The organism is Streptomyces sp. HUAS MG56 (genome assembly GCF_058673395.1).
On the sequence record NZ_CM178722.1, the window covers coordinates 8,906,747 to 8,932,339 of the forward strand.

20 protein-coding genes are annotated in these 25,593 nt (G+C 74.6%); 14 read left to right on the plus strand and 6 right to left on the minus strand.

Going from position 1 to position 25,593, the window contains the following annotated elements; genetic code table 11:
- From AC4OXY_RS41180 to AC4OXY_RS41230, 11 genes are read left to right on the plus strand one after another with little or no spacing between them, the layout of a single operon-like run.
- Positions 1 to 1,014: a HesA/MoeB/ThiF family protein gene (locus AC4OXY_RS41180; protein ID WP_362822620.1), complete on the plus strand. Its 1,014-nt coding sequence runs from the start codon at positions 1 to 3 to the stop codon at positions 1,012 to 1,014.
- Positions 1,011 to 2,510: an effector-associated domain EAD1-containing protein gene (locus AC4OXY_RS41185; RefSeq protein ID WP_356034626.1), complete on the plus strand. Its 1,500-nt coding sequence runs from the start codon at positions 1,011 to 1,013 to the stop codon at positions 2,508 to 2,510. Before AC4OXY_RS41180 ends, AC4OXY_RS41185 begins: the two co-directional genes overlap by 4 nt.
- Entirely contained in the window at positions 2,503 to 3,594 is a 1,092-nt protein-coding gene (locus AC4OXY_RS41190) for a JAB N-terminal domain-containing protein (protein ID WP_356034628.1), read from the plus strand. Before AC4OXY_RS41185 ends, AC4OXY_RS41190 begins: the two co-directional genes overlap by 8 nt.
- A complete protein-coding gene (locus AC4OXY_RS41195) occupies positions 3,542 to 4,411 on the plus strand; it encodes a hypothetical protein (RefSeq protein ID WP_491992268.1) in 870 nt (289 codons plus the stop codon). Before AC4OXY_RS41190 ends, AC4OXY_RS41195 begins: the two co-directional genes overlap by 53 nt.
- Positions 4,408 to 6,312 carry an ATP-binding protein gene (locus AC4OXY_RS41200; protein ID WP_356034632.1) on the plus strand — a complete coding sequence of 635 codons (1,905 nt, stop codon included), beginning with the start codon at positions 4,408 to 4,410 and terminating at the stop codon, positions 6,310 to 6,312. The genes AC4OXY_RS41195 and AC4OXY_RS41200 overlap by 4 nt, the downstream gene beginning before the upstream one ends.
- A gap of 39 nt (positions 6,313 to 6,351) precedes the next feature.
- The gene (locus AC4OXY_RS41205; RefSeq protein WP_376291557.1) at positions 6,352 to 7,557 is read left to right on the plus strand and encodes an AAA family ATPase; all 1,206 of its coding nucleotides are present in this window, start codon (positions 6,352 to 6,354) and stop codon (positions 7,555 to 7,557) included.
- A gap of 30 nt (positions 7,558 to 7,587) precedes the next feature.
- Complete coding sequence (locus tag AC4OXY_RS41210; RefSeq protein ID WP_376291559.1) at positions 7,588 to 8,382, plus strand: hypothetical protein; 795 nt, start codon at positions 7,588 to 7,590, stop codon at positions 8,380 to 8,382.
- 3 nt (positions 8,383 to 8,385) lie between these two features.
- Positions 8,386 to 8,649, plus strand: coding sequence for a hypothetical protein (locus tag AC4OXY_RS41215; protein ID WP_356034638.1), 264 nt, complete (start codon positions 8,386 to 8,388; stop codon positions 8,647 to 8,649).
- Positions 8,646 to 9,335, plus strand: a complete 690-nt coding sequence (locus AC4OXY_RS41220; protein ID WP_491992269.1) for a hypothetical protein — start codon at positions 8,646 to 8,648, stop codon at positions 9,333 to 9,335. Before AC4OXY_RS41215 ends, AC4OXY_RS41220 begins: the two co-directional genes overlap by 4 nt.
- Before the next feature lie 44 nt (positions 9,336 to 9,379).
- Positions 9,380 to 11,119, plus strand: a complete 1,740-nt coding sequence (locus AC4OXY_RS41225; RefSeq protein ID WP_491992270.1) for a DUF8588 domain-containing protein — start codon at positions 9,380 to 9,382, stop codon at positions 11,117 to 11,119.
- Entirely contained in the window at positions 11,116 to 14,283 is a 3,168-nt protein-coding gene (locus AC4OXY_RS41230; protein WP_491992271.1) for a hypothetical protein, read from the plus strand. The genes AC4OXY_RS41225 and AC4OXY_RS41230 overlap by 4 nt, the downstream gene beginning before the upstream one ends.
- A 15-nt stretch (positions 14,284 to 14,298) precedes the next feature.
- On the opposite strand, the gene AC4OXY_RS41235 is transcribed toward AC4OXY_RS41230, so the two are convergent.
- The 4 genes from AC4OXY_RS41235 to AC4OXY_RS41250 all read right to left on the minus strand — a co-directional run bounded on the left by AC4OXY_RS41235 (position 14,299) and on the right by AC4OXY_RS41250 (position 17,741).
- The gene (locus tag AC4OXY_RS41235; RefSeq protein WP_071384068.1) at positions 14,299 to 14,508 is read right to left on the minus strand and encodes a radical SAM-modified peptide, FtsH ternary system-associated; all 210 of its coding nucleotides are present in this window, start codon (positions 14,506 to 14,508) and stop codon (positions 14,299 to 14,301) included.
- Positions 14,509 to 14,512: 4 nt separating this feature from the next.
- Positions 14,513 to 15,520, minus strand: a complete 1,008-nt coding sequence (gene amrS, locus AC4OXY_RS41240) for an AmmeMemoRadiSam system radical SAM enzyme (protein ID WP_491992272.1) — start codon at positions 15,518 to 15,520, stop codon at positions 14,513 to 14,515.
- Between the two features lie 74 nt (positions 15,521 to 15,594).
- Positions 15,595 to 16,827 carry a hypothetical protein gene (locus AC4OXY_RS41245; RefSeq protein WP_491992273.1) on the minus strand — a complete coding sequence of 411 codons (1,233 nt, stop codon included), beginning with the start codon at positions 16,825 to 16,827 and terminating at the stop codon, positions 15,595 to 15,597.
- A 77-nt stretch (positions 16,828 to 16,904) separates the two neighbouring features.
- Positions 16,905 to 17,741 carry a hypothetical protein gene (locus AC4OXY_RS41250; RefSeq protein ID WP_491992274.1) on the minus strand — a complete coding sequence of 279 codons (837 nt, stop codon included), beginning with the start codon at positions 17,739 to 17,741 and terminating at the stop codon, positions 16,905 to 16,907.
- 448 nt (positions 17,742 to 18,189) lie between these two features.
- Between AC4OXY_RS41250 and AC4OXY_RS41255 the strand changes: the two genes are divergently transcribed.
- From AC4OXY_RS41255 to AC4OXY_RS41265, 3 genes are all read left to right on the plus strand, one after another.
- On the plus strand, positions 18,190 to 18,477 hold the full coding sequence (locus tag AC4OXY_RS41255; RefSeq protein WP_376291574.1) for a hypothetical protein: 288 nt from the start codon (positions 18,190 to 18,192) through the stop codon (positions 18,475 to 18,477).
- A 145-nt stretch (positions 18,478 to 18,622) separates the two neighbouring features.
- On the plus strand, positions 18,623 to 20,692 hold the full coding sequence (locus AC4OXY_RS41260; protein ID WP_491992275.1) for a SpoIIE family protein phosphatase: 2,070 nt from the start codon (positions 18,623 to 18,625) through the stop codon (positions 20,690 to 20,692).
- A gap of 40 nt (positions 20,693 to 20,732) precedes the next feature.
- A complete protein-coding gene (locus AC4OXY_RS41265; protein ID WP_491992276.1) occupies positions 20,733 to 21,341 on the plus strand; it encodes a 2'-5' RNA ligase family protein in 609 nt (202 codons plus the stop codon).
- A gap of 56 nt (positions 21,342 to 21,397) precedes the next feature.
- On the opposite strand, the gene AC4OXY_RS41270 is transcribed toward AC4OXY_RS41265, so the two are convergent.
- Both AC4OXY_RS41270 and AC4OXY_RS41275 read right to left on the minus strand, forming a co-directional pair.
- On the minus strand, positions 21,398 to 22,543 hold the full coding sequence (locus tag AC4OXY_RS41270; protein WP_376291582.1) for an extracellular solute-binding protein: 1,146 nt from the start codon (positions 22,541 to 22,543) through the stop codon (positions 21,398 to 21,400).
- 177 nt (positions 22,544 to 22,720) lie between these two features.
- Positions 22,721 to 25,561, minus strand: coding sequence for a SpoIIE family protein phosphatase (locus AC4OXY_RS41275; RefSeq protein WP_491992277.1), 2,841 nt, complete (start codon positions 25,559 to 25,561; stop codon positions 22,721 to 22,723).
- Positions 25,562 to 25,593 lie beyond the last annotated feature (32 nt).

Genomic DNA, 25,593 nt, shown 5'->3' on the forward strand with positions numbered 1-25,593 from the left:
ATGGGACGCTTCGACCGGCACGCCCTGATCGCCGGCTGGGACCAGCGACGCCTCGCCGGGGCCACCGTCGTCCTGTGCGGAGCGGGCGCGCTCGGCAGCCAGTGCGCGCAGGCCCTCGCCCTCGCCGGCGTCGGCCGGCTGGTGCTGTGCGACCCCGACACGGTCTCGGAGTCGAACCTCAGCCGCGCCCCGCTGTTCCGCGCCGCCGACATCGGCGCGCCCAAGGCGGCCGTCGCGGCCCGGTACCTCGCCGAGCTGTCCCCGGTGACCCGTGTCGACGCCCGTACCGCCCCCCTGGTCAGCGGGGTGGGCCTCGCGGAACTGCGGGACGCCTCCCTGGTCGTCAGCTGCCTGGACAGCCTCGCGGCCCGGCTCCAACTCGCGGGCCGCTGCCTCCAGGTGGGCGCGGCCCTGCTGGACGGCGGCACCAGCGCCTGGGGCGGCGAGATACGGCTGTACGAGCCGGACGGCCCCTGCTTCGGCTGCGGTCTGACCGCCCGCGACCGCGCCGCCCAGGACGACCCCTGGTCCTGCACGGACGCCGTCGTCCCCGAGGCCGGCGCCTCGGCGCCCGTCTCCGCGCTCATCGGCTCCTGGCTGGCGGTCACCGCGGTACGGCAGCTGTGCGGCGCCGGCCCCGCGCCCGGCGTGGTCCGGGTCGACGCCGCAGGCGGTACGGCGACCCCGGTCACCGCGCGCCGCGACCCCGGCTGCCCGCTGCACAGCCGTATCCCCGCCGACCTCGTCCGCGCCGTCCCGTGCACGGCACAGTCCACCGCGGCCGACCTGACCGGCCGACTCGCCCCCGAGGAGACCGTGATGACCTGGGCGCCGCTGCCCGGTACCGCGCCCACGCGCGAATCCACCCGGCTCGCCGACGCGCCCCCGCGCGCCCGGCTCGCCGATCTCGGCGTGGCCCCACGCGAGATCCTGCCGGTCGTCACGACCGGCCGCACCCGCGGAATCCGCTACCTGGAACTCTCCGGGGCCGGCGGGAAAGGAACGCCCCGATGAGCTACGACACGGGCAAGCTGCCAGGCGAGATCAAACGCGTCCTGGTCGACACACTGGCCGACATCTACCGCACCCAGGGCCAGGCCGAGGAACTGCTGGAGGACATGGACTTCCCGCCGCTGACCCGGCCCCGCTGGGACGCGGCCCAGGAGGTCGCCGCCTACTGGCGGCAGGTGGTGCGCGCCCTGGAGCTGGGCGCCCTCCAGCGCGACGGCGTCCGGCAACTGGTGGACGCGGTGCTGCGGCGCTGGCCCGGCAACCAGGACCTGACCAAGATCCGCGGCTTCCTCGAATCGCAGGAGCAGGAACAGGAGGGCGGCGGCGGAAACGCCGAGACCCTGTACCGCACGGTGGAGTTCGTGGGCAGCGAGGCCTACCCCGAACTGCTCAGACTCGTGCGCGAACTGCTCGACGCCGACGCCGTCCAGCTCTACGCCGGCCACCGGCAGGCCGCCTTCCGCATCGCCGCCATGCCCGCCGACCGGCTGGAGGAGCTGCGCGAGCGGGCCGCGCGCATCGCCCCCGGCGTCGAAGTGCTCTACGGCGAGTACGACTTCCGGCCCACCCTGTACACGCGCCTGGAGGTCATGGGCCCCGACGGCCAGCAGTTCGAGATCCCGTACGTGCCCAACACGACCCTGCCGGGCGAACTCGTCCCTGCCGTCTGGGCGCAGTACCGGCCCGAGGTGGCCCAGGACGCCAACGGCCATCTGCTGCGCGCCGTCGTCGACTACCGCGACGAGAACGGCGAGGCCCACCGGCTCGACCCCGAGGAACCGCTGCACAACCAAGGGGTCCGGGACGGCGGCCAGTTGCAGATGTCCGCCGAGTCCACCGCCGGTGTCGACAGCTGGCTGCGGCTGGAGGCCCTCGCCCGGGCCCGCGACGACATCGTCGACTTCGCCGCCGAGCACCCGGAGTTCACGCTCGTCGAGATGGACGACGACCGGCTGCCGCTGGAGTACACGGTGGAGCTGCACGTCCCCGGCTTCGCCCCGCCCGAGGACCTGGAGGCCTGGCCGCCGGACCCGCAGCGCATCGACCGGCACGAGCTGATCGTCTGGATGCCCGCCGAGTTCCCCATCCAGGCGCCGCGCGTGCGCTGGCAGTCGGACGTGTTCCACCCGAACATCGCCCGCGACAAGGACCACAAGGGCGGCGTGTGCCTCGGCCCGCTGATGACCGACTACACCCCCGACCTCAGCATGTACTCCCTGTGCCAGATGCTCATCGACATGGTGCGCTACCGCAACTACGAGATCCTGCCGCACGACTACCGCATGGCCCGGGACTACGACAGCCTGGTGCAGGACATCCTCCAGCGCGGCGAGTACCTCGACGCCGACGCCGCCGCCTGGGCGTTCTCCTGGGAGGGCCAGGAACGCATCAAGGAGATCGGCGGCACCACCTGGCTGACCCGGGCCGGTCTGACCGAGCGGGCCGACCGCTCCCGATTCCTTCAGGTCGAGCGAGTGGAAGCGAGCCCGGATGAGTGACGAAGCCCGCGCCGGCGCGGCCATGGTGCTGCTCTACAAGGGCACCTCCTTCGAACTGGTCGGCAAGATGACCCTCTCCTCACTGCTGGTCGAGGCGGTGCGCAGGGAACTGGCCGGCGGCGACCCGGACGAGCAGCTGGTCCTGGAGATCCGCTATCTGCGCCGGCCGGACCCCCGGCTGGCGGACGGCCCGCGCACGATCCACAACCTCCGCAGCCAGATCGGCAGACTGGCACTGACCGTCACGCGCGGCTCGGAGAAGGTGGTCGACGGCGAGTTCCCGGTGCGCGAACTGCTCGGCCCGGTCCTCCAGCACGTGGTCCAGCAGATCGATCCCGACGAGGAGGTGTGGGGCTTCTGCCTCGACCACCCCTCCCTCAGCGGAGTCGCCCTCGGCCGCTCCACCCCCGAGGTCGAGGGCACGATGGACCTCAACCTGCGGGAGAGCAGGCGCAGTTTCACCGTGCGCAAGGTCGCCGAGCCGCCGATGCCCGGCCTGGACCCGGACACGCTGGGCATCGACGCGGCCGGACTCGGCCCGGTGACGGTCCTGCTCTCCGCCGACCTCCACGACCATCTGCACGAGATGAAGCTCTCCCGCCGGCTGGAGGAGGGCGGCTTCCTGCTCGGCAAGGTCCTCAGGGTCCTGCGCCCCGACCGGGCGACGGCGGACGGCGGCGACGGCGAGGCACCGGCCGACCGCTATCTCGTGGAGATCACCGAGGTCACCCCCGCCGAGCACTCGGGCGCCGGAGCGCTGCACTTCACCTTCACCGGCGACTCCTTCCGCGACATGAACCAGCGCATCACCGCCTCCGGACAGGACCGCCAGCTGATGGGCTGGTACCACACCCATCTGTTCTCCGGGAACGACTCGGGGCTCTCCAGCATCGACGTCGACCTGCACCTCGGCACCTTCCGGCAGCCCTGGCAGGTGGCCGGACTGATCAACCTCTCCGGCGACGAGCGTCTGCTGCGCTTCTACGCCCGTCGCGGCGACTCGGTACGCGAATGCGAACAGTGGGTGAAAGATGACCGCGGTCGATACCGCCTCGCGCGTGCTGCTGTGGTCGACGACGACTGACGGCACGGCGGCGGCCCCGGCCCCGCCCGAAGGCGAACTGACAGATCCCCAGGAACTGGCCGTGCCACCGCCCGACGTCGGCGCGGCCGTCGTCCGGCTGGCCGCGCAGAGCGCGGCCCGGCTACGGCTGGACGCACTGGCGTCGGGGGAGCGGCGCCCGGTCGGCGTGGGCGCCCTGCTGCTCGCCGCCGCCGTCGGCGGCCGGGACCGGGCCCGCCTCGCGGCCGAGACGGTACGGGCGGTGCCGCCCGCCCGCTCGCTGTGGGACGTGCTCGCCCACCACGCCGTCGTCGCACCCGCCCTGCCGCACGTCGCCGACCCGACACTGGCCGGTCGGCTGCGCGCCGCCTCGCCGCTCACCGCGCTGCTCGACCGGCCCGACCCCGTCGGCGAGAGCGACGCCGAACTCCTCCTGGAGGACCGACTGCTGACGCACCCCCAAGGGCGACGACTGATCACCACCGTCTACTGCGAGGCCCCGGCCTCCCCCGCCCAGGCCCTGTGGCGCGGCCGACTGCTCGACCAACTCCGCATGAGCGAACGCGAGTTGGTGATCGATGTGTACGAGGCGGCCCTGCTGCGCCACAGCGCGGCCCACCTGGCACTGATCCGTCGGGCACGCATCGGCCTGGCCGTGCCGCCCGACCTGGAGGCGGCCCGCCCCGTCGCCCGCTGGTGGGCCGCGCTGGCCCGGCTGGAGCGCTCGCACCGGCAGCTGCTGCGCGCCCGCTCCGGCATCGGCAAGGAGTACCTGGCGGGCGTACGCCTGTACCGGCAGGTGGAACGGCTGGAAGCAAGAGGGGGAAGTCCCGCATGACCACGAGCGTGCGCCGTATCTCCGTCGTCGCGCCGGACGAGCCTTCCCGGGCCGCCCTGCGCCGGCAGCCGCCCCATGTCACCGTCGAACAGGCGCTGGCCTCCGGGCCGTACATGCTGCTCCTGCCGCTCCCGCGGGGCTGGGACCTGCTGGCCTGGGAGACCGTCTCGGCCGACCTGCTCCTCCAGGCCGACCTCTCGCCCGGCACCCCGCTCTATCCGCCGACGTACGCCTCGGCCCGGCCGGACCTCGCCAAGGCGCCCGCCCCACGGAGCGAGGACCCGCCGCCGCGCGAGCAGGCCCCGACCGAGGCGCCCGTCCACCGGCACCCGCAGCCCGCCGAACTCCACGAGGACGAGGCCACCGTCCTCGCCTACGGCCGGGACATCGCCCAGGTCTCCTCGCTGCTGCGGGCCGGGCTGTCCGTGCTGGTCGTGGCCGAGAAGCCGGTGGTGCCGCACCTGTGGCGGGAGATGGCGACCCGGGCCGGACTGCGCGCCGAGGTCCTGGAGGAGCCCCCGGACGGCGACGACGCCGGGGCCGAGGACCAGCCGCCGGGCGGGGAGCCGCTCATCCCGGTGCAGCAGAACCCGCGCCAGCGCCTGCTGGGCCGACTGCGCGAGCTGGTGCGCGCCCTCAACGACGACACCGTGCTCGTCGTCCAGCACCTCGACCTGCTCGCGGGCGGCTCCGACGGGCAGCTCTCGCCGGAGGCCCGCGAGGTGACCGAGCTGCTGCACGGGGCGCCCGAACGCGTGATGCTCGCCTTCGCCGCCCCCTCGCTGTCGGTGCCCGAGGTGCTGGGCGAGCGGTTCAGCACCCGCGTCACCATCACCGGCGTCCCGCGCACCGTCTGGTTCCGCGACGACCAGGAGGAACAGCCGCTGGGCCGGGCCCTGGTGACGGTCGGCGAGTCGGCGCGATTCGAGCGCTACGACCCCGTCGAGTTCTACAAACACGTCGCCGGCATGAACCCGGTGCTGCTCCGCCAGGCCCTGCGCTACGCGATGAGCGTCCACCGGGACCACCCGGCCCCCGTCGCCCGCGACCTGTACGCCACGATCCGGGCGTTCAAGGCCCAGATGTCCAGCAACTTCGAGGTGCCGGACGTGGGTTTCGACGACATCGCCGGCTACGACGAGGTCAAGGCCCACATCCAGCGGGCCATCGACATCGTGATGGGCCACCACCGGCTGCCGCAGGAGTTCGACCACCTGCGCACCAAGCTGATCCCGCGCGGCTTCATCTTCCACGGCCCGCCCGGCACCGGTAAGACCCTGTTCGCCAAGGCGATCGCCAACCGCATGAACGCCACGATCCTCGTCGTCTCCGGCCCCGAGGTCATGGGCACCTACGTCGGCGAGAGCGAGCGCAACGTCCGGGAGATCTTCGCCGAGGCGCGGCGCAACGCCCCCTCGGTCGTGGTCTTCGACGAGTTCGACTCCATCGCCTCGCGCCGCTCGGAACACTCCGACGGCGGCACCCGGGCCGGCAATGCCGTGGTCGCCCAGATCCTCACCGAGATGGACGGTTTCCGGCCCGAGGTGCCCACCCTGGTGATCGGCACCACCAACCGGCTGAACCTCATCGACGAGGCCCTGCTGCGGCCCAGCCGCTTCGAGTCCATCGCCATCGACCTGCCCAACGACGAGGCCAGGCTGAAGATGATCAGCCTGCACGCGGCCAAGTTCGGCATCGACGTCGGCGGCGGCGTCGACGAACTGATCGCGTCCGCGCTGCGCGGGCGCAACGGCGACGACATCCACTCGGTCTTCCGGGACGCCTTCGTCGCCGCCCACTTCCAGGACCCGCCGGTGCCGCCCACCCCCGAGCAACTCGGCCAGATCGTCGGCCGGTTGCAGCGCAAACGGCGCGAGCAGCGCCGCTCGGGCAGGCGCTGACACCGTGACGGACACGAGGGACACGAGGCAGGAGGCGCGGTGAGCTGGGGCCAGGACACCGTCGACACCATCAGGGACCTGGAGTACGTACGGCGACGGCTCGGCGACGAGTTCGTCGGCCGTGAGCGGGCCGTACGACTGCTGCAACTCGCCGTGGTCTGCCGGGAACACGCGCTGCTGCTCGGCCCCACCGGCACCGCCAAGAGCGAGCTGATCTCCGCCCTCGCCCGGCACGTCGAGGCCCGCCGGTTCAGCTATCTGCTCACCCGGTTCACGGAACCGTCGGAGATCTTCGGCGCGCTGGACTTCGAGCGGTTCCGCGAGGGCACCTACCAGGTGCGCACCGAGGGCATGCTGCCGACGGCCGAACTCGTCTTCCTGGACGAGGTGTTCCAGGGCAGCAGCGCCATCCTCAACACCTTGCTGACCCTGCTCAACGAGCGCCGCTACCACAACGGCGCGGCGGCCCAGAGCGCCCCGCTGATCAGCCTGCTCGGCGCCACCAACGAGATACCGGACGACCCGGGCCTGACCGCCTTCTCCGACCGCTTCCTGCTCCGCCTCCAGGTCGAACCGGTCGGCGGCACCGACCTGGAACGGCTGCTCCAGGTGGGCTGGGGCCACGAGACCCGCCGCTTCACCGAGGCCGTGCACACGGCCGAAGAGGCACGGCGCACGGGCGCCCCCGTCCCGGCCGGTACCGACGACGGCTCGGGCACGCTCACCGTCGAACGGCTCGGCCGCCTCACCCTCCGGCTGCGGGACGTCGACCTGGACCCCGTCCTCGGCGAACACCGGGAACTGGTACGGCAGTTGCTGATCCAGGGCGTACGGCTCTCGGACCGCCGGCTGGTGCGCAGCCTGAAGCTGGTCGCCGCGGCCGCGCTGCTGCGCGAGTCGCGCACCGCCGCGCCGGCCGACCTGTGGCCGCTGGCCCACATCTGGACCGACCCGGCCGACCGCACCACCGTCGAGGAGGCCGTCCAGGCCGTCGTCGAGAAGCACGGCGGGGAACCGGCCCGGCGCCGCCGCTCCGACCACGAGATCCTGCTCGACGCCCGCGAGATCGGCGCACCGCTCAGAAGCGAACGACAGCCCAGCGAGTGGAGCGTCGTCGAAGGACTGCACAAACTCGCCGATCTGGCACGGGAGTTGCGAGAACATCCGCCGGTGAACACCGGGACCGAGGCAGAGCTGTCTCGTATCATTGCCGAAGTGAACGCCCTGCTCGACCAGTTCGAGTGAGGGCGGGAACACCCAAGGGGGTACCCCACCATGTGCAATCCCCGACGCGTCCGCGTCCGGGCCTCCAGCCGGCTCACCCGCATGTGGCAGGAGGAGATCAGCCGCACGGCCAGCGCCAGCACCGAGGTGGCCGCGGAGGCCACCCTGCGCCAGGAGTTCGGGACCCTGCTCGGTGTCCCGGCCCGCAAGGCCTTCGAGTCCGCGCTGGGCGCCGACACCCGCTGGACCTGGCAGGACGACGCCTACCGGCTCGACACCGACCACGGCACCGTCGTCTACCACCTCGCCACCGGCGAGATCGAGATGACCGCCCGGCTCACCGACGTCGTCACCGCCGAGGCCGAGGTGACCCGCACCCTGCGGGGCACGGTGGAGGTGAACGCCGTCGCCGAGGAGAGCGCGCGCTACTACGACGACAGCTGGGGCGGCCTGAGCCGGTCGGTGGCCGAGCGCACCGCCCGGATGCAGGCCCAGGAACGCGCCGACCGCGAGGCCGCCGAACAGATCGCGCGCGAGGAGGAACAGCAGCGCCTCGCCGGACAGCGCCAACTCGCCGGCCAGCGCGACGACATCGACGCCGAGGCCCGCGCCGAGGCCGAACGCCGGGCCGCCGCCGGCGCCGGCCGGCGCCGCGAGGAACTCGAACGCGACGCCGCGGTCCGGCTGCGCGACACCCGCACCGGCCTCCTGCGCCCCGTGCACGAGGTGCTGGCCGTGGCCTACCGCGACGCCATCGTGACGTACGCCCGCGAACACGGCGTACAGGACCTGCGGGTCGACGAGTCGGACGGGATGCTCAACATTCAGTTCGAGATGGAGGCCTGAGCGATGCGGGTCAGGGTCGAGTTCCGGTACAACGCCGAGACCGGCGAGGTCGAGCTGTTCCGGGTGGACGACATCGGCCGCGCCACCCGGGTCGGCGACCACGACGCCACCCACGACGAGATCGCCCACGGCATCGGGCGGGTGCTGGACCGCAGGCCCGGTGTCGAGGAGGTCGTACCCGGCCGGGAGCCGGTGCCCGAGCCGCCACGGCCGCACGAGCGGGACCAGCCGGGCGAGGCGCCCCCCGAGCGGGAACGCCTCCAGTGAGGACGCGACCGCCCGACCTGTTGGTGCGCGCCGCCCACTGCTACGAGCAGACCGGCGACTACGCCCAGGCCGCCCGCTGCCACGACGAGGCCGGCCACCCGCTGAAGGCGGCCGAACTGTGGGAACAGGCGGGCGACGTGACGCGCGCCGCCGACTGCTGGCAGCGCGCCCGCCGGCCGACCCGGGCCGCCGAGTGCCTGCTGTCCGCACACCGCTACGAGGAGGCCGCCGCGTGCTTCGAGGCGGGCGGTGACCTGCTGCGCGCCGGATTCACCCTGGTCACCCTCACCCGGTCCTTCGCCACCGCCGAGCAGCTGTTCGCCACCGCACGGGCGCAGACCCCGGGCGAGCAACTGCGGCGCCGGCTCGGCCGGCAGCTCGCCGCCGCCCGGGCCTACGGCGACAGCGGACCCCTGCTGCACACCCTGGCGGAGGTGCCGGAGCGCATCGGCACGCTCACCCCGGCCCGGGAGCGGGCCGACGCCGAGCGGTGGGCGGTCGTCGCGGCCGGCCTGATCCACCGCCCGGACCTCGGCGCCCTCGTCTTCGCCGCCTCCTACCGGGCCGGTGTCGGCGGCTGCGCCGAGCGCTGGCAGCACTGGGCCGCGGAGCACCTGGGCGACACCACCGGCGTACCCACCGGAACCGCACCGCCGGACCCGGTACCGCACCCGGTCCCGGCTTAGGCGAGCGCGCGGCGGCAGCACCAGATCCACTCATCGGGGGACCCATGACCACTCCTTGGCGGCGCAAGAAGCGTCCGTTCCCGTTCGTCTTTCCCGCGCAGCAGTCCGCGCCGCCCCAGCCGTCCGCGCCGCCACCGCCCGCCGGGCCCGCGGAGGCGCCGCCGCCCCGCTTCACCGCGGTCCCCGTGATCCCCGGCGGTCACGACGGGCCGCCCGCGCCGCCCGACGACCCCCCGTCCGCCGACCCGGGCGAGCGCGGTGAATCCCCGGCCTGGTCGGTCGCGGTCCGCTTCCCCTCCGCCCGCGCAGCCCTCGGGCATGTCGCGGCCACGGTGGAACTGGGCCCGCGGGCGCTGCGCAGATCGCCCCACGACCACTCCGTGTGGACCCTGCTCCACCCCGGACAACAGCCCGCCCTCGCCCTCGCCCCCGCCTACGGCGGCCTGGCCTGCCACGCCGACACCGACGGCCTGCTGTGGCCCGACGGGCTGCCGGGGCACGGCTCGGCGCCCGGCCACGACACGGCGCACGGCCACGACGGACCCGCGGGGCGGTCCGCACGGGCTGTCGGGCACCTGTCCACCGTCGCCGGATGGGACAAGTTCGGCCTCGCCGAACTCGCCGCGCACAGCCCCGAGGACACCCCGCCCCCCGGGCTCAGGGAGGTCACGGTCCTCGCCCCGGGCGCCCTCGCCCGCTGGCTGCTGCGCCGCTGCCTGGCCACCGGGGTGGCGATCACCTTCCAGCCCGTGGAGCGGATCGGCCGGGACGGCGGGCGCGACCCGGGCTGGCTGCTGCTGCGGCTGAGCGCCCCGTCCGGCGCCGTACCCGCCGGACTGGTCGAGGCGTGCGGCCGACTGCCCGGGACGGTGGCCTGCCGGGCGGCCGACCCGGACTGCCGGCTCCTGATCGACCTGCGGCTGCGACTGCCCCTGGACGACGCCGTGCTGCTGGAGGACATCCCGCTCGGACGGCACCTCGTCGTGGAGCGCGCCGGGTCCGGCATGCCGTGGCAGTGGCGGCCCAGCGACGACGAGCGGCCGGGCGAACTCCTCGACGCGCGCCCGGTGCTGGCCACCGGGGAGCCCGCGCGCACCTCCGTGCCCGTGCCGCCCCTCGGTCCCGCCGTGCCGGTCCGCCTGGTGACCAGCGCCCGCGCCCCGCACCGGGTCGACGCCGTGCTGATCGCGGACGCCGAACTCGCCCTGCTGCGCCGCTTCCTGCGCTCCCGGCCGCTGCACGAGACCGCCGTGATCGCCTTCGGACCGGGCCGCCACCTGGTGACCGAACCCCCCGGACTCTGCCAGACCCTGCCCTTCGGCGTCCCCGTCTACCAGGCCGGACCCGGCGCCCTGTACCTGGAGAGCGGCTGCGTCCTCAACCCGCCGCTGCCCGACACCGCACGCGACGAGGTACTCGGCCTCGGCCCCGACGTCGTCACCGTGCTGTGCCGGGACGGCGCCTGGCGGCTGCGCCTGGAGGACGTACGGCCGGCCTGGCACCTGTGGGTGCCCGAACCGCCCGCCTTCGCCGCCGGACTGTCCGGCCCCGCACGGGAGTTGCTGGACCGGGTCGCCGCCGCCGTACCCGCCCCCGAGCCCGCCGCCCCGGCCGCGCCCCGCACCCCCGAGGCCGAGCGGCGCCGGCTCAACCAGGCCGCCATGGAGCACTCCCTGCGCGGCGAGTACCGCGAGGCCGCCGAACTCCTCGAACAGGCGGGCCACTTCCAGCGCGCCGCGCAGATGTACGAGCGGGCCGCCGCCGAGCTGGGCGAGGGCCGGTGAGCACACCGGCCGCCGGCGCCTGGAACGCCCAGCAGATCCTCACCGTGCCCGCGCCGGACGCCCGCTGCCTGTGCCTGTCGCCCGACGGCACCGGACTCGTCGTGGTGCACGCCGAGGACGTCGTGCGCTACGACGACGAGGGGCGCGTCGTGTGGCGGCTGCCCTGGCCCGGCCCGACCCCCGGCACCGTCCGGCACTCCGGCACCGACGCGGCCGTGTGGAGCCCCGACGGCGACCGCCTGTTCCTGCTCGGCGCGGGCCGCGCGGTCCTCCTGGACGCCGACACCGGCGACGCCGTGGAACTCCCCGCCGCGCTGCACACCGAGGGCGAGATCACGGCCCTCGCCCTGTCGCCCGACGCCCGGCACCTCGCGGCCGGGCTGGGCTCGGGCGACGTGCTGCTGCTCGGCCGCGCCGACGGCACGGTGACCCGGCTGCGCGGGGTCGACCCGGTGGTGGAGGTGTGCTGGATCCCGGGCCGCCAGGACACCCTGTGCGTGGCCACCGCGACCTCCGCGCAGCTGTGGGAACCGCACGGCGGCACCATGACCGGCACCCTCGGCGGGCTGTTCGAGGGCCTGCGCCGGGTCGCCTGCTCCCCGGAGGGCCGGACGATCGCCGTCGAGGACTACGCGGGGCTGCGGCTGCTGGATCCCGGCTCCGGCCGGGAGCTGGGCCGCGAGTTCGTGCCGTACCGGATGAACGCGCTGACGTTCAGCCACGACGGCTCCCTGCTGGTCGCCGGCTCCGCGCTGGAGGGCCTGCGCGTCCTCGGCCCGCGCCTGGACCTCCTCGGACAGCTGCCCGGCCGGGTCACCGGCCCCGGCGAACTGAGCCTGTCCGCCAGCGGACTGTTCGCCGCCCGGCTCGATCCCGACACGGTCGCGGTGTGGGAGCCGACCGGCGCCGTACCGCGCTCGCACCGGCGCCGCGCCCCGGCCGCGCTGCACCGCTGGGCCAACGCGATGGGCGTGACCGTCGGCAAGGTCCACACCCGCACCGGGGAACGGCCCCCGGGCGTGCTGCGCGCGCTGCGGCTGCCCGAGGCGGGGACCGGCTGTGTCGCACCCGCCCTGGTCTGGTCGCCCGACGGCGCCGGCCACTGGTGCGAGTCCGGCCCCGGCCGCATCCTGGCCTACGCCGCCGACGCCACCGAACCGCACGGCTCGGCACCCGTGCCGAGCTTCCCGCACGGCTGGTACGACGCCGCCTGCCTGGCCGGCGACCGCCCGGTGCTGGTCCTGGCCGCCCACTACGAACAGGGCGTCAACCGCCTCGTGGACCCGCGCGACGGCACCGTGCTCGCCGAGCGCACCGCGGGGCAGGCGGTCAGCGCCGACCCGGTGCGCCCGCTGCGCTGGGCGGTGCCCGAACCGGGCGCCGACCCGCGGATGTTGCAGGTGCACGACCTCGGCCCGGGTGCCGGCGGACCGCAGCGGCTGCCCGTCGAGGACGGGGTGCGCCGGCCCGCCTGGTCCCCGGACGGCCGGCTGCTCGCCGCCGGCACCCGCGGCCGTGTCGTCGTCTGGGGCGTCGGCGCGGGCGGCCGCTGCCGACGGGTGCACGTGCTCGACTGGCCCGACCCGCGGGCCCTGGTGTGCCGGGTGGCCTGGTCCCCGGACGGCAGCCGGCTCGCCGCGACCGCGGGCAGCGCCGGCGGCCCGGTCGTGGTCTGGGACACCGGTACCTGGCAGCGCCTGCGGACGTTCGGCGAGGCCGGCGGCCGGGACTGGGCGCCCGCGCTGTCCTGGTGCGCCGACTCCCGGCTGCTGGCCTTCGCCACCGCCGAACAGGACTCCGTGGCCGAGGTCTGGGACACCGAGGAACCACGCCGCATCCGCGTGCTCGTGCCCCCGGACGGGGTCGGCGGGCATCTGTGGACGCTGCGCTGGTCACCGGTCGGCGACACGCTCGCGGCCACCTACAACTCGGGCGCCGCGGTCCTGTGGGAGCTGTTCACCGGCGGCCCGCGCACCGCCGCCGCGCGGGTCGCGCCGAACGGCCAGGAGGAACTGGTACGCCTCGGGGTGCTGGCGGCCGTCCACGGCTTCGGCGTACCGCTGGACCTGCTCGGCGATGTCCTGGCCCTGCTGCGCGGCACCGTCCCGCCCCGGCTGCGCGCCCTCGCCGACCACCGTGGCCTGCACGCGCTGCGCGAACTGGGCTGGCCGGGGCCCGCGTTGGCGGGACTGGCGCTGCTGCTGGTGGCGGACCTGCCCGCCGCACCGGCGTACCTGGCCCCGCCCGAGGTCACCCCGGCCGACCTCGCCCAGGCGCTGGGCCGGGCGCTGACCGGCTCCTCGATCCCCGCCCGCGCCTCCGCACCGGCGCTGACCGAACTGACCGCCGCCCTGGGCACGGTGGACGACCGGCTGGTGGCCCTCCTGCGCATCCTGGGCCCCGAGGCGGTCGCCGTCGATCCCACACTGCCCGCCCGGATGCGCCGCCTGCGCCTCTCCCTCACCCCGCCCGGCCCCGCCCAGCGCGCCCTGCTCGGCCTGCGTCTCCTGGACGGCGACACCGGGCTCGCCATGGGCGGCGCCGGCGGCACCGGCCGCTCCGGACTGGCCCGGCACGGCCCCGCCACCCGGCTGCTGCCCACCCAACTCGCCCTGCCCATCGATCTGTTGCGGGCCCGGCATGCCCGGGACGAGCTGCTGTACCGCACCAGCAGCGGCCGGCTGCCACGCGATCCGCACGGACTGGTGCTGGTGCTGGACGACACCCCCGCCACGCACGGCAAGGTCGGCTCCGTGCTGCGGCTGGCCGCCCATCTGATGGCCGTTACGGTGCTCCGGCTCGGCCGGCCCTGCGCGCTCGTTCCGCTCGGTGAGCCCTGGCGGTCCCGGCTGCTGCTCGGCCCGGAGGACCTGGTCCATGTGTGGGCCGCCGGACCGCTGTCGGCGGGCGATGTGCCGACCGCGTTCCGCGAGGCCGAGGTGGTCGCGGCCCGGCTCACCGCCGACCTGTCCGGGCCGCCCCGGATGGTCCTGCTGTCGCACCCCTACCTACGGCCCGTGCCCCGGCCCGGACTGCGCGAACTGCGCGTGCACTACCCGGGCGTCCCGTGGCGTGAGCCCGCCCGGCACCGCCAGGTGCTGGCGCCCGAACCCGCCCCGGAGGACCTGCGGGCGGCGCTGACGGCACTGCTGTCGGACGACTGAGTCCCGTGCCGTCGCTCAGCCGCAGAGCATCTGCTCGATCGCGTCGGGGCCCAGCCGCTCCAGCAACTGCTCCAGCACCTCGGGCCGGAAGGCGTCGCCGAGCACCTGGACCCCGTCGCCGTCGACACGGATGCTGATCCGCACCAGTCGCCCCTCGGGATGTTCCTCGTACTCCTCGGGCTGGATCAGGTCGGGGATGTGCTCGACCATCCGGTACTCGGTCATCGCCTCACCATCGTCCTTCCGCCACGGTGCCGCACCGCGGGCACCTGCCGTCGTCGAGAACGTTCCGGCCCAGCGCCCAGACGTCCCGGGCCACCACGGTCGTACGGCATCCCGCGCACCGCGTGGCCCGGCCGTCCGCGCCGAGGGCCCGCTCCACGTACACGTGCCGCAGCCCCGCCTCGTGCCCGATCCGCACCCCGGCCGCCAGGTCGGCCACCGGGGTGGGCGCGTGGCCGGTGCGGCGGTGGGCGGGGGTGGCGCGGACCAGATGCCAGGGGATCGCGGGGTCCAGCGCGGCGAGCGCACGGGCGATCGGGCGCAGTGTGCCGGGCCCGGCGGTGAGGCCGGGGATCAGCGGGGTCGACACCTCCACCCAGACCCCGCGCTCCCGCAGGCCCGCGAGGGTGTCGAGGACGGGTCCGGGCCGGGCGCCGGTGAGTTCGCGGTGGTCGCGTTCGTCGAGGGTCTTCACGTCGACGTTGACGGCGGCGACGTGGCGCGCCGCGAGGTCGACGGCCTCGGGGGTGAGGAAGCCGTTGCTCTTCCAGACCACGTCCACCCCGAGCGGGCGGCCCGAATCGGCGAGCGCGGCCGTGAGTTCGATGGCCAGCGAGGGCTCGGTGTACGAGATCGCGACACAGCCCCCGCGCGCGGCGGCCTCCGCGGTCACGTCCTCGGGGTCGACCGGCTCGGCGTCCCAGCGGACGGAGTCCTCGCGGCCGTACTGGGACATGCGGTGGTTGATGCAGTAGTCGCAGGCGAAGGTGCAGCCGGGCGCCGCCAGGGTGAGACAGGGTGTGCCCGGGCGGTAGTGGAAGAGCGGCTTGCGCTCGACGGTGTCCCAGTGCCGTACGGACGACGCGAACGTCGCCGTCTCCAGCCGGTCACCGGAGCGGCGGCGCACCCCGCACAGCCCCGTCTCGCCGTCCTTCAGCGCACACCGGAAGGGACACAGCAGGCACTGCACCCTCCCGTGCCGCTCGCGCTGCAGGACCGCCGGTGTCCACCGCATCCCCATCCGCCGTCCCCCGTCCGGTCGGCACGCCACCGCCAGCGTACCTCTGATGTCCCGCCAACTCGCCATGATCAAGGATGAGTTGACTCCTCGACGGCGTCGAGCGCGGCGAGCACGGCAAGGCCCGCCGCCCGGTGTGTGCTGCTGTGCCGTTGCTCGTCCGGTGGTTCCGGTCCGGCGCCTGCACGGGTGCCGGACGCCCGCAGTGCCAGCACCTCGGTGACGGCACGCTCGCCGACGTCACGCCGGTCGTACGCGGTCGGGTCGCACCGGAAGGCCAGGGCGGCCGCGGCCAGCACCCCGGCCGCCGAGGAGCACCGGGACGGGCCCCCGGCCAGCAGCCGCCGGGCCCCCTCGGGCACGGTCGCGCCGGCGGACGCGCGCTCCGGGACGAGCAGTCCGGCGAGCGACAGCCCGTGCAGCCCGGACCAGCCGCCCGTCGTCAACGCCCGTGCCACGACGGCCGCTTCCTGGCCGTACGCGTTGTCCTTGTCGTCCTCGACATCCCCGGCCTGCACGTCCGGGTGTCCGGCGAGGCGGGCGGCGGCAGCGGCCAGCCGTAGGCGGGCTGCCGGGGGTGGGTGCGGGCCGTCGAAGTCCCGTTCGTCCACGCCACTTTCACCGCCGTCGCCGCTGTCGAGCAGGTCGGCGAGTACGGCGGCGTAGGCGGGGCCGCACAGCACGGCGGCGCACACGTCGGCGAACGCCTCGCCCGCCCAGCGCACCCAGTGCGCGCGGCGGTCCGGCGCCAGCGGGGCGCCCGCGACCCGCTCGCGGATCTCCGTGCCGAGGCCGCAGTCGTCGTCGATGTGGTGGGCGGCCTCGTGTGCCACGGTCAGCAGGGCGGGCAGATGGGAGCCGAAGGACCAGGGCACGTCGATCACCGGGAACGGCAGCCGGGCCGCGGCCGCCCGCCCCTCGGGGGTGTGGATGCCGCCCCGGGGCAGCAGATCGTGGTAGGCGCCGCCCCTGCGGTGCGCCCGCGGCGAGGCCGCGCGGCTGAACCCGACGAGCGGCGGCTCCTTGGGCCGGGCGCCGGGGAGCCGTACGACCGGGCCGTACGTCTCCCAGGCCAGCTCGTCGGCGACGTCCAGGAAACGGCGGTACGCGCGCACGTGGCGCAGCAGGAACCGGGTGCGGTAGAAATCCCACACGTGGTGCAGGTCCAGCACCCGGCCCGGCACCTCGCGGGCGCGCCCGTCCGTGAGCCGGACGCGCACGTCGGCCACCGCGGCACCCAACAGCGCGCCGACCGCGTCGAGTTGACTGCGGTGCTTCTCCAGCGGCCCGCCCGCGCGGCTCACCGCCTCCCACCGACGCAGCTCCGCCTCCAGCCCGGCGACGGCGTGCTCACGGACGGCGGTGCGCCGGGCGGGGGAGGTCAGGGGGCGTCCTGGGCCGGGGCCGTCGTCGGCTCCGCCGCCGGGAGGGGCTGGGGCGGGGATTCGAGGACGGCGGCGGGGTCGTCGCCGGCCTGCTCCAGCAGGAGGGGCGGTACGGGCTCCGCGTCCAGGCCGCGCCCGGGCTGGACCGGCCCGTACTCCTCGCGCACCCCGCCGAGCCAGGTGGTCCGCAGCCGTACGACGCGGTGGAGCGGCGTGACGGACGCGCCGATCCACTGGAAGCCCAGGTGCCGGCTGCCCGCGATCCGTGCCGCGCCGGCGAGGTCGAGCAGGGACAGCGGGCCGACGCCCGCGGACGTGGTCAGACGCAGCTCGACGGCCGCTCCCGCACCGGCGGCCACGAGCACGGCGGCGGCCTCGGCCCGGACCACCTCGGTCACGGCGAGCAGCTCCGCGTCCCACCGGCCCTCCCAGTAGCGGCGCACGAGCGCGCGGGCCAGGGCACGGGTGTCCGTGACCCCGCTGCCGGTCATGCCGCGGTACGCCACCAGCGCCGCCCGCTCCCGGGCGAACCGCAGCAGCACACCGGCGTCCGCGTCGACGAGGGCCGAGAACAGCGGGTCGGTGGCGCCGGACGCCTTGAAACGCAGGTCGACCCCACCCCCGGCGTCGTACACGAACGAACCCCGGGCCGCGGGTGCCGTCTCCTCGCACGTGATCCGCCGGTCGCCCAGCGTCCCGGCCGTGCGGACGGAACCCCGGGCGTCGTGCAGGACGTCCCCGACGGCCACGTCCTGGAGCAGGGGCCAGGTCAGCCACCAGTCGCCCCACGCCTCGCGCAGGGCGTCCCGGTACACGGCGAACGCTTCGACCACGGCGGTCAGCTCCTCCCTGCCCCACGCGGGTTCCGCTCGGGCACCGCCCGGGGCCTCTGCGCGCAGGCTAGCAGCGGCATCACCGGGACACGCCCGAACCGCCGTGATCGGCGAGGGGAGTTGACCGAGTGCTCAGGGGCTCTCCACCCGTGGACGGAGACCGGTGGAGGCCTCTCCATCGACCCGTGGGTTGTGGTGATCGGCGGTGCCGCGGAGCAGCCTGGAGGCATGGCAAATCTGCACGCTCTACTCGTCCTGATCACCACCGTCTGCGTCACCGTCCTCCTCCTGGCCCGGACCGCGGGCGCGCTGGGTGCCGGGCGCGATCCGGGCGAGCGTCCCGCTGGTCGGGGAACACCACCTGCGGGGCCGGTGCCGGCGGCGGTGTGGACGAGCGGTCCGGTACGCACCCGTGAGCGGCGTCCCCGCGCGGAGCTACGCTGCGGTCATGGAACTGACGGTCCTGGTCGTGCCGGCGTGCCCGCACACCGCGCCGCTGCACGAGCGCCTGACCCTCGCCCTGGAGGGGCGTGACGACGTCACCGTGACCTGGCGCGAGGTGACCGACCCGGAGGAGGCCGAGCACCTGGGCATGCACGGCTCACCGACGCTGCTGGTCGACGGCACCGATCCGTTCGCCCGCCCGGGCGAGGAACCGAGTCTGTCGTGCCGCGTCGTCGGCCTGCCCTCGCTGGACCGGCTCCGCCGGGCCGTCGCCCGGCCGGACGGCCCCTGAGACGCCGGCTGCCGCCGGTGCCACCGGCCGGTGCCGGCAGCCGGTCCAGGTGTGTGTCGGCGGGTTCTGGGCCGACGATGGATGAAGGCAGCACACCCGCCGGTACGGCAAGCGCCGAGGCGCCGAGCGGGAAGGACGATGAGGCATGGGCACGATGGACTCCTCCCGAGCAGGCCATGGCCGGTCGGTGGCGGGTCCCGCCGCGCCCCCGAGCGGCCTGCTCGATCTGCTCAGCGTCGCCGCGGTGGTGCTGAACGCGCAGGGCCAGGTGGTCTTCTGGAGCCCGAAGGCCGAGGAACTGTTCGGTTACACCGCGATGGAGGCGCTGGGTCAGCACGCGGCTCGGCTCACCGTCCACGAGGAGCACCGGGACGCGGTGATCAAGGTGTTCGCCGAGATCATGGAGTCCGGCACCGACTGGGCGGGGGCGTTCCCGATCCGGCGCAAGGACGGCAGCACCCGCCTGGTGGAGTTCCGCAACATGCGACTGTTGGACGACCTCGGTGACGTCTACGCCCTGGGCCTCATCGCGGACCAGGCCGCCGTGGAGCGGGTCGAGCGAGATGCCGCCCTGGCCATGCGCCTGGTGTCCCAGTCCCCGGTCGGGCTGGCCATTCTGGACCCGGACCTGCGGTACCTGGCCGTGAACCCTGCTCTCGAACGCATCACCGGCCAGTCCGCCGCCGAGCGTCTGGGCCGGCCGGTCGGCGAGGTCCTGACCTTCCTGGACACGGACCCCGAGGCACGTCTGCGCCGTGTCCTGGAGACCGGCGAGTCGGTCGTGGACCGGGACATCGTCTGTCATCCGCCCGGCGACCCGGACCACGAGCATGCCTGGTCCGTCTCGTACTACCGGCTGGAGGACTCCGCCGGGCGGGTGCTGGGACTGGCCTACTCCGTCATCGACGTCACCGAGCGTCACCGGGCCGCTGCCGAGGCGGCACAGGCCCGGCAACGGCTGGCACTGATCGCCAGAGCCTCCGCCTGTGTGGGTACCACCCTCGATCTGGAGACGACGGCGCGCGAGCTCGCGGACGTCGTCGTACCGGACCTGGCCGACGTGGCGGCCGTGGACGTACTCGACAGCGCCCTCGACTGCCGGAGCGCGCCGCACGAGGGACCCGCCCGCTTCCGCGCCCTCGCGGTCAGCGCGGCCCACGCCACCGAGGCGGTCCACGCGGCCGACCCGCCGGGGGAACTCGCCATCTACGACAGCGACCGCCTGATCACCCACTGCGTGCGCACCCGCCGACCGGTGCTGGTGCCCCACACCACCCGTCAGGATCTGGAGCGCATCGCCCGGCACGGCGAGGCCGCCTCCGCCCTCGCCGCGGGCGGCGTTCACTCCTATCTGGCCGTGCCGCTCCTGGCCCGGGGCGAAGTCCTGGGCGCCCTCGACCTCGTCCGCACCCGCAACCCCGTGCCCTTCGACGACGACGACGCCTTCCTCGCCGGCGAGTTGGCCGCCCGAGCCGCGGTGTGCATCGACAACGCCCGCGGATACCAGGCCCAGCGCCATGCGGCCCTCACCCTCCAGCGCAGCCTGCTTCCGGAGCGCCCGTCGCACCTGCCCGGCCTGGAGGTCGCCTGCCGCTACCAACCCGCAGGCGCCGCGAGCGAGATCGGCGGCGACTGGTACGACGCCGTCCCGCTGCAGGGCGACCGCACCGCCCTGGTCGTCGGGGACGTCATGGGCAGCGGCATCAATGCCGCCGCCACCATGGGCCAACTCCGCAGCGCCGCCCGTGCCTTCGCCGAGCTCTCCCTCGCCCCCGCCCAGGCCCTCCATCACCTGGACCGCCTCACCGAAGGCATCGAGCAGACCATCGCCACCTGCATCTACTGCGTCTACGACCCGCACCGGGGCGAGTGCGAGATCTGCCTCGCCGGCCATCTGCCCCCGGCCCTGCTGCGCGCCGGGCGGGCGGCACGGCTGCTGGACCTGCCCACCGGCGCGCCGCTGGGCGTCGGCGGGGTGCCCTTCGAGGCCGCCACGATCGCCTTCCGCCCCGGCGACGCGCTGGTCCTGTACACCGACGGCCTGGTCGAGACCCGGAGCGAACCCATCGACGCCCGCCTGGACGCCCTCCTCGACGCCCTCACCGCGACCTGCGGCCACGATCTGGAGTGCACCTGCGACCGCATCCTGGAGCTTCTGCGCTCGCCCGGCGGTGAGGACGACGTGGCGCTGCTCATCGCCCGGGCCCGGCCCTGAGCCCTGGACCCGAGCGGGGCGTGCCGCGGAGGATGGCGGTGTGGACGGGATCGCGGATGCCGCCGGGGCCGAGCCGGTGGACGTGCTCGCCGCGGCGCCGACACCCCGGACGGCGGTGGCCTGGCTGCCGCCGCCGGAGCTCTGGCCGGCGATCCAGGAGATCCGCCTGGAGCACGATCCGCAGGTACGGCGCTGGCCGCCGCATGTGAATCTGCTGTTCGGCTTCGTGCCGGAGGAGGAGTTCGCGCGGGCGCTGCCGCTGCTGCGCGCCGGGGCGGCGCAGACGGCGCCGTTCCCGGCGCGACTGGCCGGGGCGCGGTACTTCCGCCACCGGCACTACGCGACGGTGTGGCTCGATCCGGCGTCGGCGGGCGCGGCGCCCTGGGCCCGGCTGTACAGGGCGCTGGAGGCGCGGTTCCCGCTCTGCGGCGGCCGTGGCGGCCGTTTCACCCCGCATCTGTCGCTCGGCCGGACACAGGACCCGCGGCGGCTCGCCGCCGAGTGCGCCGCCCGGCTCGGCACCCTGTCGGCCACGGTCGAGGACGTGGTCCTGCTCTCGCGGCACGGTGACGAACCGATGCGCCCCCGGGCCGTCATCGCTCTGGGCACGGGCGAGATCTGCCGTCCACGCCCGCCGCCCGGGCTCTGAGCGGCTCGCACCCGACCGGGTCCGCTCGTCGCACCCCTCATGGGCGGCGGGGATCGTTACGGCCGGCCGGAGACGGCCTTCGCCCAGCCCCGGGTGACCGTCTCCCGCGCCTTCTCCAGTTGTGCGTCCGACGGGAACTGCGGCGTTCCCTCGACCGTCGGCAGTCGTGCCGCGGTGGCCTTGTCGAGGGTGCCGTCCTGCCGCATGACGTCCATGAGCACCGGGCGGGCGTAGGCGCGCAGCCGGAGGTTCTGGCCCTCGGCACTGAAGAGGTACTCCTGCCACAGGCGGGCCGCCGCCGGGTGCGGGGCGCGCCTGTTGACCGCCAGCGCGTAGTACTGGGCGAAGCTGCCGTCGAACGGGATCGCGACCTGCCAGTTCACGCCCTTGCCGCGGAGCTGGTCGGCGTAGCCGAGGTTGACGTAGTCCCAGTTGATGCCGACCGGGGTCCGGCCGCTGGTGATCGTCGCCGAGTCGGAGTCGGCAGGGTTGAAGTTGCCGCGCTTGTGGAGTTCGGCGAAGAAGTCGAGGCCGGGCTGGACATCGTCGAACGACCCGTTGTTCGCCAGCGCGGCCGCATAGACGCTGGCGAAGGCGGTGGCCGACCGGGGCGGGTCGCCTTCGAGCGCGACCTTGCCCCGGTAGGCGGGCTTCAGCAGATCGGCGAAGGTCTGCGGACAGGGGGTGACCCGGTGGGCGTCGCAGCCGATGGAGATGTAACCCCCGTAGTTGTTGGTCCAGCGGGCGTTCGCGTCCTTCTGATTGGCGGGGATCTGGTCGAAGGCGGCCACCTTGTACGGTGCGAGAAGGTTCTGTTCCGCCGCTTTGCGGGCGAACGTGTCGCCCACGTCGATCACGTCCGGCGCTGTCGGCCGGTTCCCCCGCTTCGCCAGGGCGTCGATCTCGTCCTCGCTGTGGCCCAGCGGGTTCTCGACCGTGACCCTGATCCCGTACTTCTTCTCGAAGCCGTCGATCAGACTGCCGTAGCCGGCCCAGTCACGCGGCAGCGCCACCGCCCTGAGCGCGCCCTCGTGTCTCGCCGCGGCGATCAGCGCGCGCAGGCCGCCCACGCTCTCGGCGGACGTGGCCGCCGACGGCTTCACGGGGCCGGCGGGCGGTGCGCTCTCGCACGCGCTCACACCGAGTGCCGCGAGGGCGAAGCAGCCGAGGACCGCCGCTGCTCGGGCACACGGTACGGTCACGGCTGCTCCCGGACGTGAGGGGACGAGGCGGTCACCTCACCCCGCCTGTTCGGCTCCACGGCGCCGACAAACATCGACAAAATGGTCATCGAGGCCAGGGTACCCGGCCGCCTCGACGGCGGAATGCCGTCCGGGAAGCCCGGGATCGCCGTCTTCTACGGCACTTCCACAGCGCGATTACAGCGCGATGTCGTCCCACTGGTCGAGCAGGGAGTCGCCGAGTCCCTCCGCCTCCGGTGTGGCGTCGTGCGCCAGGGACCGCTCGGCCCAGATGACCTTGCCGGTGGCGGTGTAGCGGGTCCCCCAGCGTTCGGCGAAGCGGGCGACCAGGAAGAGTCCGCGGCCGCCCTCGTCGGTGACCTTGGCCCGGCGCAGCCGCGGCGAGGTGCTGCTGCCGTCGGCGACCTCGAAGATCAGGGTGCCCGCATCGGGGCTGCCGTCCGGCTCCGTGCGGAGCAGCCGTACGGTGATGGGCTCGGCGCCGTAGCGGACGGCGTTGGTGATCAGCTCGCTGAGGATGAGTTCGGCGGTGAAGACGACCTGCTCCAGCCCCCATTCCGTCAGCCGGCGGGCGCAGGCGGCGCGCACCGGGGCCACCGCCGCCGGGTCACGGGGCACCTCCCACTCGGCGACCTGATCCGGTCCGAGCCGGCGCGTGCGGGCCACCAGCAGCGCGATGTCGTCCCGGGGCCGGTCGGACAGCATGGCCTCCATCACCGCCGTGCAGGTGGCCTCCGGCGTGCGCGCGGGCCCGGTCAGGGCGTCGCGCAGGGCCGCCGTGCCGGCGTCCGGGTCACGGGTGCGGTCCTCGATCAGCCCGTTGGTGTAGAGCACCAGCCGGGCATCCTCGGGCACGGTGAGCTCGGTGGTCTCGACCGGCAGGCCGGCGCCGAGTCCCAGCGGCGGGGAGACGGACAGCCGGGGAAAGTCGACGGTCCCGTCGGGCCGGACCACCGCCGGTCCGGGGTGGCCGGCGCTGGCGACGGCCAGTCTCCCGGAGGTGGGGTCGTAGACGGCGTACTGGCAGGTCGCCCCCGTGATCACGTCCTGCTCGTGCTCCGCCGCGCCGGCCTCCTCGGCGTCGATCTGTGCCACCAGCTCGTCCAGCCGGCCCAGCAGCTCCTCCACGGGCATGTCCAGGCCGGCGAAGTTGTGCACGGCGGTGCGCAGCCGGCCCATCGTCGCCGCGGCGTGCAGACCGTGGCCGACGACATCGCCGACGACCAGCGCCACCCGGGTACCGGACAGCGGGATGACGTCGAACCAGTCCCCGCCCACCCCGGACTGGGCCGGCAGATAGCGGTAGGCGACCTCCAGGGCTGCCTGCTGGGGCAGTGCGCGGGGCAGCAGGCTGCGCTGGAGGGCGACGGCCATGGAGTGCTCGCGGGTGTAGCGGCGGGCGTTGTCGATGCACACCGCTGCCCGGGCGGCCAGCTCCTCGGCGAAGGACACGTCCTCGTCCTCGAACGGCGGGGATCCCCGCGCGCGCCAGTAGACCACCGCGCCCAGCACCACGCCGCGGGCGCGCAGGGGCACCGCGAGCATGGAGTGGATACCGTGCTCAAGGATCCGCCGGGCACCTTCGGGCTGCTGGGCCTGCCAGGCGCCGGCGGTGCCCAGGTCCCCGACGAGGACCGGGCGGCCCTCGGCCATCGCCACGCAGACGGGGTGGGCCGGGACGGGCCGGATCAGTTCGCCGACGGGGTGGAGGGGATGGTCCGCGTCGAGTCCCGCGACGGCGCTGCGGCGCAGCTCGGTGATCTCGGCGGGCGCACAGGCGATCTCCTCGCCGCGCAGGACCGGGTCCAGCAGATCGACGGTGGCGACGTCGGCGAACCGGGTCACCGCCACCTCGGCCAGTTCCTCGGCCGTGCGCTTCACGTCGAGCGTGGTGCCGATCCGCATTCCGGCGTCGTAGAGGGACTGCAGCCGTTCGCGTGCCACCTCCGCCCGGCCGGTGAGGGCCCGCAGCTCGGTGGTGTCCCGGAGCGTGACCACGCTGCCGCCCGGTCCGTGCGGTGCGGTGAGCCGCTTGCTGACCGCGAGCAGCCGGTCGGCCGCCAGGTACACCTCGTCGGTGGCGGGGCGCTCGGAGGCCAGCAGGTCGGCGAGGTCCTCGTCCAGCCCCAGATCGGTGATGTGCCGCCGCTCCGCGTCCGCCGGCAGGCCCAGCAGCCGTCGGGCCTCGTCGTTGGCCAGCAGCAGCCGGCCGTCACCGCCGACGATCAGCACTCCTTCGCGCACCGCGTGCAGCACCGCGTCGTGGTGCTCGTACATCCGGGTCATCTCGGTCGGCCCCAGGCCGCGGGTCTGCCGCCGCAGCCGCCGGCTCACCAGGGCCGACCCGCCCACGGCGACGACCAGGGCGGTGGTGGCGCCGACGAGGAGGACCGGCAGCTGCTGGTTCACCCGGTGCTGCACCCTCTCGACCCTGACGGGCACGGAGACGATGGCAATGACCGAACCGCCGGGATCCTTGACGGGCACCGCCGAGACCACGGAGAGCCCCAGTGCGCCCTGGAACGTACTCGTGAACGGCTGCCCGGTCGCCGCCGCCGCGTAGGGCCCGATGACGCGTTTGCCGACCAGGCGCGGGTCGCTGTGGGCGATGGTGATCCCGTTCAGCCCGTACACGATGACCGCGTCCACGCCGGTGGTCCGCTGGGTCGCCTCGACGTGCGGCTGCAGCGCCGCGGTCGGGTTCGCGCTGTTCAGTGCCGCCACGGTCCCCGGGGCGTTCGCGAACGTCTGCGCCACGGTGAGAGTCCGGTTTCGGGCGTCCGCCCGCACGTCGCGTTGCGCCTGCACGACGAGCGCCACCAGGGCGGCGGCGACGAGCAGCATCGCAACCGCCAGCTGGAGCAGGAAGACCTGACCCGCGAGGCTGCGCAGGCTCAGCAGCGAGCCCGACCGCCACGGCGCTACCGCCCGACGGCGCCGACCGGGCCGAGGGGTCCGCAGGGACGCATCGGACGCGCCGGACGCATCCTGCCCGGACTGACCGGAAACTCCGCTCATACCACCTTTCTATCGTTTCGAGGGGATGACCA